The sequence below is a fragment of the Accumulibacter sp. genome, from assembly GCF_031732815.1.
Lineage (GTDB): Bacteria > Pseudomonadota > Gammaproteobacteria > Burkholderiales > Rhodocyclaceae > Accumulibacter.
On sequence record NZ_JAVMKF010000049.1, the window covers coordinates 1 to 8,054 of the forward strand.

At 64.0% G+C, this 8,054-nt stretch carries 7 protein-coding genes; 1 reads left to right on the forward strand and 6 read right to left on the reverse strand.

Annotated features, from left to right (window positions below; all coding sequences use genetic code 11):
- The 6 genes from RKP46_RS04435 to RKP46_RS04460 form a co-directional block, all read right to left on the reverse strand.
- The coding region (locus tag RKP46_RS04435; RefSeq protein WP_311105519.1) for a SulP family inorganic anion transporter at window positions 1-442 on the reverse strand (442 nt) is incomplete at its 3' end.
- 370 nt (window positions 443-812) lie between these two features.
- Window positions 813-2,138: a diguanylate cyclase domain-containing protein gene (locus RKP46_RS04440; protein WP_311105513.1), complete on the reverse strand. Its 1,326-nt coding sequence runs from the start codon at window positions 2,136-2,138 to the stop codon at window positions 813-815.
- Window positions 2,139-2,302: 164 nt separating this feature from the next.
- Window positions 2,303-2,749, reverse strand: a complete 447-nt coding sequence (locus tag RKP46_RS04445) for a response regulator (protein ID WP_311105514.1) — start codon at window positions 2,747-2,749, stop codon at window positions 2,303-2,305.
- 14 nt (window positions 2,750-2,763) lie between these two features.
- Window positions 2,764-3,225, reverse strand: a complete 462-nt coding sequence (locus RKP46_RS04450; protein WP_311105515.1) for a response regulator — start codon at window positions 3,223-3,225, stop codon at window positions 2,764-2,766.
- Window positions 3,210-4,880 (reverse strand): ATP-binding protein, encoded by a 1,671-nt coding sequence (locus tag RKP46_RS04455; RefSeq protein WP_311105516.1) that lies wholly within the window; start codon window positions 4,878-4,880, stop codon window positions 3,210-3,212. Before RKP46_RS04455 ends, RKP46_RS04450 begins: the two co-directional genes overlap by 16 nt.
- Window positions 4,877-6,544 carry an ATP-binding protein gene (locus RKP46_RS04460; protein ID WP_311105517.1) on the reverse strand — a complete coding sequence of 556 codons (1,668 nt, stop codon included), beginning with the start codon at window positions 6,542-6,544 and terminating at the stop codon, window positions 4,877-4,879. The genes RKP46_RS04455 and RKP46_RS04460 overlap by 4 nt, the downstream gene beginning before the upstream one ends.
- A 392-nt stretch (window positions 6,545-6,936) precedes the next feature.
- Between RKP46_RS04460 and RKP46_RS04465 the strand changes: the two genes are divergently transcribed.
- Complete coding sequence (locus RKP46_RS04465; RefSeq protein WP_311105518.1) at window positions 6,937-8,052, forward strand: phosphoserine transaminase; 1,116 nt, start codon at window positions 6,937-6,939, stop codon at window positions 8,050-8,052.
- The last annotated feature ends 2 nt before the right edge of the window (window positions 8,053-8,054 follow it).

The window sequence follows — 8,054 nt, forward strand, 5'->3', positions numbered from 1 at the left end:
TGAGCGTTTTCCACAGCGAGTAGCCACCGAACACGCCCAGAAATTTCGGGATCTGGCTGCCAATGATGATCAGCCCCACGCCGGTCAGGTAGCCACTCACCACCGGAAACGGGATGTACTTGATCAGGCTGCCGATGCCCATGAATCCCAGTGAGAGCTGCACGATGCCGGCGACCAGACCGAGCGCAGTCAGCATGAGAACAATGAAGGGCGCCTCGACTTCCTGTTGCACCAGGCCGATGGCAAACGCCGAGAGAACGGCGGCAGCCGGCGCGCAGGGTGCGGTGATCAGGCGGTTGGTCCCGCCAAGCGCAGGCGCCACCAGGCCAAGTGCCGTTGCCCCGAGAATACCGGCCAGAGCGCCGAGGCCCGCGTAGCCCGGCCCGATCGACCCGTAAATCGTCACGCCGAAAGCGATGGCCGATGGCAAGGCAACCAGCATGGCAGCCAGCCCACCCCAGAAGTCGCCGGCCAGTTTGTCATTCTTGAGCTTCAGTGTCAGTTCCACGCTTCCCTCCCCTATGGACAGTGCGACGACATGCGAGCCTCACGCCAACCCGTCTGAGTTGGGCGAGTCCGGACACGCTCGGTGCTCACTGAGCAACCGGGCGCATTGCAGCAGTCACTGGCCGCCGCATCGTTCTCGTGCGGCGCTGTCGGCAGGCACGCCAAGCGCGCTCGGGCAAGCACGCCGGTGCGATCCCGCAAGTGGGTAAGGCGCAAGCTACCCCGCGTGGCCTGCGCTGGTGCCCGGCGAGTTCGCCCGGGCCTTATTCCACAGACCGCAACGCAAAGTTCAGGTTCCCGGCGCGTCAGCCGCTCGGGAGGCCGCCTTCGTTCAGTTCGCGGAAGAAGCGATAGCAGTTGCGCCCGTCGTTCTTCGCATAATACATCGCAATATCGGCGCTCTTCAGCAATTGGCTGACATCCTCGCCATGCTGCGGGTAGGCAGCAATGCCGATGCTCGTTGAAATGTCAATCGCATGTGGCCCGATGGTGAACGGCTGGCTGAGCGCGAGCAGCACCTTCCTGGCGATCAGCGCCGCATCGGCCGCCTTGTCGATCTGCGCCAGAAGGATGACGAACTCATCGCCGCCAAGGCGCGAAACGGTATCCGACTCGCGCGGAACACAGGCCCGCAGACGCAGCGCGACTTCCTTGAGCAGGAGATCGCCCACATCGTGCCCCAGGATATCATTGACCGGTTTGAACTTGTCGAGGTCGAGGAACATCAGGGCCAGCGTACCACGATCGCGGCGCGCCTGCGCCAGCGCCTGTGCCAGGCGGTCACTGAGCAGGACGCGATTGGGCAGATCGGTCAGTTGGTCGTGATGCGCAAGGTGCTGGACGCGTTCTTCGTTCGCCTTGCGCTCTGAGATATCCTGCTTGATGGCAACGAAATGCCGGATCGCACCCTTGGCGTCGGTCACCGGCGAAATGATCAGCGCCTCGTCGTACAAGCTGCCGTCCTTGCGCCGGTTCACCAGTTCGCCGCTCCACACCTCACCAGCCAGGATCGTCTGCCACATGTTCTGGTAGAAACGGGCTTCCTGCTTGCCCGAGTTGAGAATCTCGCTCGGCTTGCGGCCAACAGCTTCGGCCAGCGACAAGCCGGTCATCCGGGTGAAGGCCGGATTCGCCCATTCGATGGTCGAGTCCAGGTTGGTGATGAGAATTCCATTCGCAGCCGAATTCAGGGCAGCTTCGAACAGGCGCAGGCGAGATTCGAGCTTCTGGCGGACCAGCGCGTGTCTGATTGCCCGGCCGAGCGCATCGTGCTCAAACTGACCTTTGACCAGGTAGTCCTGCGCTCCCGCCTGCAGCGCTGCTTCGGCAAGCTGGTGGTCGTCCTGGCCAGTGAGCACGACGATCGGCACCCCCGGAACCTCAGCGCGCAACCCCTGGACGGTTGCCAGCCCGGAAGAATCGGGCAGCGACAGGTCGAGCAGGACGACATCGGGTGGATTCGCCGCCGCCACCGCGATGCCTTCGCGCAGCGTCCGGGCGCAGATCAACGCGTTCTCGCCGGTCAAGGTCTGCACGCCGGCACGCCGGATATTCAATTGAATCAGCCGAAGGTCGCCGGGGTCGTCTTCGATGACGAGAATCGCAATCTGCTGCTGCGCCGACCTGTTCATCCGGCGGCCTCCTGGACACTCACATGCGGCTTGTCTTTCGCTTGCCACAGCGCGCGCCACGCGGCCCGCAGCGCCGGCGTTCGCCGCTCGATCGGCTTGCTCCTATTCCCGGACAAAACTGTCATCGTGCCTCATCGCCCCCGGCTGCGGGTCTCCCGGCTGCATTAGTCGTTGTGCGGCAAACGCACGAGCCTGAACCAGTATTCACCCAGAACGTTCACCATGTCGATCAACTCCTGGAAGTCTGTCGGTTTGGTCAGATAGCCGGCGGCACCGAACTCGTAGGCCGAGCGCACGTCGGTCTCGAGCAGCGACGAACTGAAGGCGACAACCGGAATCGCGCGCAGATCGTCGTCCTGCTTGATCAGGCGAAGAAAATCCAGGCCACTCAGGCGGGGCATCTTGAGGTCCAGCACGATCAGGTCGGGGCGTGCCGCGGATTGCCGCTGGAGCCCGGCGCGACGCAGATGTTCGAGCGCTTCGTAACCATCCCAGACATGATCAACCTCAGCGCTAAAGCCACTCTGGCGCATCGCCAACTGCAAGAGACGGGCGTCACCCGCCTCATCCTCGACCATCAGCATGCGCTTGCTACGTTGGGAATCAGCCATGATCGACTCTTCGCTCATTTGCCACGCGCGGGCAATCTTGCAAGTGTAAGCCAGTATCGGCTCAACCGGCCAAAAGCGACAATCAGATCGTTCACACTGGACGACTTGGCGACATAACCGGCCGCACCCAGGCGATAGGCACTGCGCACGTCACGCTCGGCCTCCGAAGTGCTGAGCACGACCACCGGTATTCCGCGCAAGCCAGGGTCGCGCTTGACCGCCGCGAGGAACTCGAAGCCATCCATGCGCGGCATGTTCAGATCGAGCAGGATCAGGTCCGGCCGCTCGGTGCCGACGAACGACGGACCTTCCCGACGCAGATAGGCCAGTGCCTCGCGGCCGTCGACGACATGCGCGACCTCGGCCGGCACGCGGTTCTCGCGCAAGGCAAGGCGAACCAGGTGCGCGTCCGCCGGCTCGTCCTCGACGAGCAGGATGAGCACCGCTCGCTCGCGCGCCGTCAGGTCCTTGGCCACCTGGCTCCCCCGACCAGGGCTTCCGGCGGACTGCTTGCTGGCAGTTCGAGCACCACGCGGCAACCGCCTGCCGTACTTTCCTCTAACCAGGCGCGGCCACCAGCGCTCTCCGCAATGCGGCGCAGGATCGCCAGACCGACACCGGTTCCCTCGCCGCCGGATGACAAGCGCTCGAACAAGCGAAACACCCGCTCGCGATACACCGCCTCGACGCCTGGTCCGTTGTCGCTGATCGAATAGCGCACCTGCCGCCCCGACTCGGTGCCGCCGATCTCGATCGCCAGAGGCCGCTCACCGCTCGCATGGCGCAGGGCGTTGTCGAGGGCAATCTCGAACATGCGCGCCAAGCGCCGAGCATCGATGAACGCTGGCGGAAGTTGTGCCACAGTGACTTTGGCGTCGACCACAGCGATCCGCTCCGCGAGGCGGCCAAGGACCGACCGTACCGTACCGGCAGCATCGCACGGCTCGCTCTTGCCGAGCGGCTGATCCGCCGCCAAAAAGAGTTCGAGGTCGCCCAGGAGCTTGCGCAGGCGCTCGGCCTGCGCGCAGATGAAGTCGAGCGACAGATCGACCTCGCGATCATCAAGCCGGCCTGCGAGTTGCTCGCGCAATCGCTCGCTGTAGCTGATGACCCGGCGTGCGGGCTCCTGCAGGTGATGCGCCGTTACCTCGGCGAAACGCTGCAGGTCGGCAGCGCGCTGCGCCAACCGCTGTTCCAGCAGCGCTTCGTGTGCGCGGCTCGCCGCCATCGATCGCCCCTGCCAACCCGCCTGCCAGGCGAGCAGCAGGCTGAATGCGAAACCGGCAAGAGCCTTCCCGAGCAGTCCATACGGATCATTCCAGCCGGTTTGCGGGGCAAGCTCCAGGGTCCATCCCAGACTCGCCGGGTGTAACGATTGCTGCACAGGCTCGGGCAGCGGAGCGGCCGAAGACGCGACAATGACGCGCTGCTCGTCACCGTTGTTCGTTGTCCGCAACAGCCTGTAGGCGTAACCGCGCTCGCGCAGGTCGTTCAGGCGGGCCTGCGTCAACACCTCCGGCAAAGAGAAGAGCACGATGGCAAACCCCCAGAAAACCTCGCGTCCGTTCCCATTGTCGAGAAAGACCGGCAGCCGCCCGGCAGCCGCCAGACCACCCTGCAGCAGATTGAACGGGCCAAGTACGACGACCTGACCGGTCGCGCGTGCCTGGCGCATCTGTTCGCCACGAACCGGGTCGCGCAGCAGGTCGTAGCCGATCGTTTCCTCGGCACCGCGCAGCGGAAAAACCTGGCGGACAACGCCGCCAGGCGCAAGCTGCAGGCCGATCGCCCCAGGATAGGCGCCAAGCATGTGTCTGGCGGCGGCCTCGAAATCCGCGATCTCCCCGTTCCCATGCCGGAGCATCGCGGCCAGCGCGTGGGTTGCGCCGAGCACCCGCTCGATACCGAGTTCGATGGCGTGCACCTGGGTCGCCGCCAGATCGGCCGCCCGGCTCCGCTCGTCGGACAGGCGCGCGCGCTCCTGCTGCCAGATGACGCCGGCAACCAGCATGGCGACGATGAAGAAGACGATCGCCTGGATGCGTACCGGCCAACGGAACGCCGCACGCTGGCCATGGTTGGCGATCTCGCCTGCCAGCGATAACCCGGATTGCTCCGCCGGCGCTCTCACGATTCCTCTTCCGGTAGCGGCAAGGCGACGCAAAACGTGCTCCCCAGGCCGTCGCCCGCTGACTCGGCCCATATTCTGCCGCCATGATGCTCGGCGATTCTGCGGCAAAGCGCCAGGCCAACGCCGGTTCCCTCAAACGTCGAGCGGCTCTGCAAGCGCTGAAAGACATGGAAAAGGCGATGCTTCTGCCCGTGGTGAATGCCGACACCATTGTCGCTCACTTGCAGATGCCAGTGGCCATTCGACACGCTGCTGCTGATACCGATTTCCGGCGCCCGCCCGGCGAGGCGAAACTTCGCCGCGTTGCCGATCAAGTTCTGCAACAGGCGCAGCATCTCGTCCGGGCGCACAAAAACGCGTGGCCAGATGCCGTACACCGCAACCTGCGCGCCGCTCTCGGCGAGCGCCGGCTGCAGGAAAAGCAAAGCTTCGTCGAGAATCGCCCGACTCTCCACCCAGGCCGGTGGTTCGCCCAGCCGACCGACGCGCGAGTAGTCGAGCAGCGCAACGAGCATTTGATCGAGGCGACGTGCGCCATCGATCGCGTAGTTGAAGAACTCGCGCTGCTCGCCGTCCAGCTTGTCGCCCAGATGAGCGTCGAGCAACTGCAGGTAGCTCGAGATCATGCGCAGCGGTTGCCGAAGATCGTGCGAAATGGCGTAGCTGAAGCGCTCGAGTTCGGCATTCGAGCGCTTCAGCTCCTGCTCGGCCTGTTTGCGCTCGGTAATGTCCTGCGTCGTTCCCAGGCAAAGCCCTGGCCTGCTGTCGGCACCACAACTGAAATCGGCCATCTGGCGAACGTGCCGAATGTTCGTGCCGACGACGATCCGGTGTTCGTGTTCGAAGGTCTGGCCGCGCTCGATCGCCAGGCGCCAGGCTTCCTCCAAGGGAGCCCTGTCTTCCGGCACCACCTGCGCCAGATACGCCCGATAGTTCCCGCGCGTGCCCTCGCGAACGCCAAAGATGCGACAGGTCTCGGCCGACAGGCGCATCTCGTCGGTCATCAGATCGTAGGTCCAGCTGCCGACATGCGCGACCGACTGGGCGCGAATCAGATTTGCTTCGCTCTCGCCAAGCGCCTTCATCGCCATGTCCAGTTCTTCGACCTTGCGCTGCAGATCGCTCTGCAAGGCCTCGTGCTCGCAGATCAAACGATAGGTACGAATCGCCGAGCAAACCGAAACATAAACCCGGTCTGCATTGAGTTCGGACTTCAATCGGTAACCGTTGATCTCGTAATCGCTGACAACCTCGCGCTGCGGGGCATAGCCCGGCTGTCCGGTGATCAGGACGATCTGTACGCTGCGGTTGGCGAGCACATCGCGCACGTAACGAACGAGGTCCAGCCCGGCCCGGTCCGATTCCATGACGACATCGAGCAGAATCAGCGCCACGTCCCGGTGCGCAAGCAGGATCGCCTTTGCTTCGCCAGCCGAGCGTGCATCAAGCAAGTGCAGCGGGCGGCCGTCCACCACCACGTCACGCAAGGCCAGATGCAGCACGGCGTGCACATCGGATTCATCGTCGACCAGCAGCACCTTCCACGCCTCGCCCATGGCGCTGTGGCTGGGAACGGCCTCGCTTCCGGCAAACAAGATCTCGTTGCCGGAACTGTCTTCAACAGAGGGGTCGTCCATCTCGAACCGGTCGCGGTCTGCTGTCACGGGTTGTCCTTATTACCTGTCGGAAGAGTCGCCCGAGCGTCGGCTGGGCGCAACGGGCATCTGGGCGACGTGTTTGCAGCGATCTACCACGACGCTGGAGGAAGCGCTTGCTGCACGCGCTCCGGAGGCTCGATCCGGCCTTGGTTGGGCAGGAAAGAAACCGTCTCCCGTTACCCTTTACGGCCGTTCGCCGGCGTTCTTTAGGGGCCTGAAGCGCTTACCCTGACTGCTTCGCTCGCCGGCTGCTGTGGCGCCGCACCTATCCTTCGGCCGGCCGCCCAATCCCGGCGAAAACGCTCTCTGCTACAATGACAAACCGTTTCAAGCCAGCCGCCAGCGCGGCGCGACCCGGCGTATTCGCCTGGTTTCTTTTTCTCCAGACAGAGGCAATCATGCAACCCACAGTCAAACCCAAGAATCTCAACTTTTCATCGGGTCCGTGCAGCAAGCGTCCTGGTTACGACGTCCGGGCGCTGCAGCTCGACACCCTGGGCCGCTCGCACCGCTCGGCTCTCGGCAAAAAGGCGCTTGGCCTGGCCTGTTCGGAAACGGCCCGCATCCTTGGGCTGCCGGAAACCTGCCGGGTCGGCGTCGTGCCTGGGTCGGATACCGGCGCGGTGGAGATGGCCTTGTGGTCGCTGCTCGGCGCACGTGGCGTTGACGTTCTCGCCTGGGAGTCTTTCGGCTCCGGTTGGGCAACCGACGTGGTCAAGCAGTTGAAGCTGGCGGACGCCAGGGTGCTGAAGGCAGACTACGGCGCAATTGTCGACCTTACGCAGGTGAATTTCGACCGTGACGTGGTGTTTACCTGGAATGGAACAACCTCCGGCGTTCGTGTGCCGAACGGCGACTGGATTCCGGCCGAGCGCGCCGGACTGACCATCTGCGACGCCACCTCGGCGGTCTTCGCGATGGATCTTCCCTGGGACAAGCTTGATGTCGTCACTTTCTCCTGGCAGAAGGTGCTCGGCGGTGAGGGTGCACATGGCATGCTGATTCTTGGTCCGCGCGCGGTCGAACGACTGGAAAGCTATACCCCGCCCTGGCCGCTGCCCAAGGTCTTCCGCTTGACCTCGGCGGGCAAGCTGAGCGAGGGAATCTTTCGCGGTGAAACGATCAACACGCCATCAATGCTCTGCGTCGCCGATTATCTCGACGCGCTGAACTGGATCGAGAGCATCGGCGGCGTGGCGGGAGCGATTGCGCGCAGCGAAGCCAACCTGCGGGTCATCGCCGACTTCGTCGCCGCCAACGAATGGATTTCCTTCCTGGCCACGGACCCCGCAACACGCTCGAACACCAGCGTCTGCCTGAGCGTCGATCTGTCCGCCGAGCAAGTCAAGAAAATGGTGAAGCTGCTCGAGAGCGAAGGCGTGGCCTACGATATCGGCTCGTACAAGGACGCACCGGCGGGCATACGCATCTGGTGTGGAGCGACCATCGAAACCTCCGACGTTGCTGCCCTGATGCCCTGGCTGGCCTGGGCCTACGCACAGGTCAGCGCCTGAGC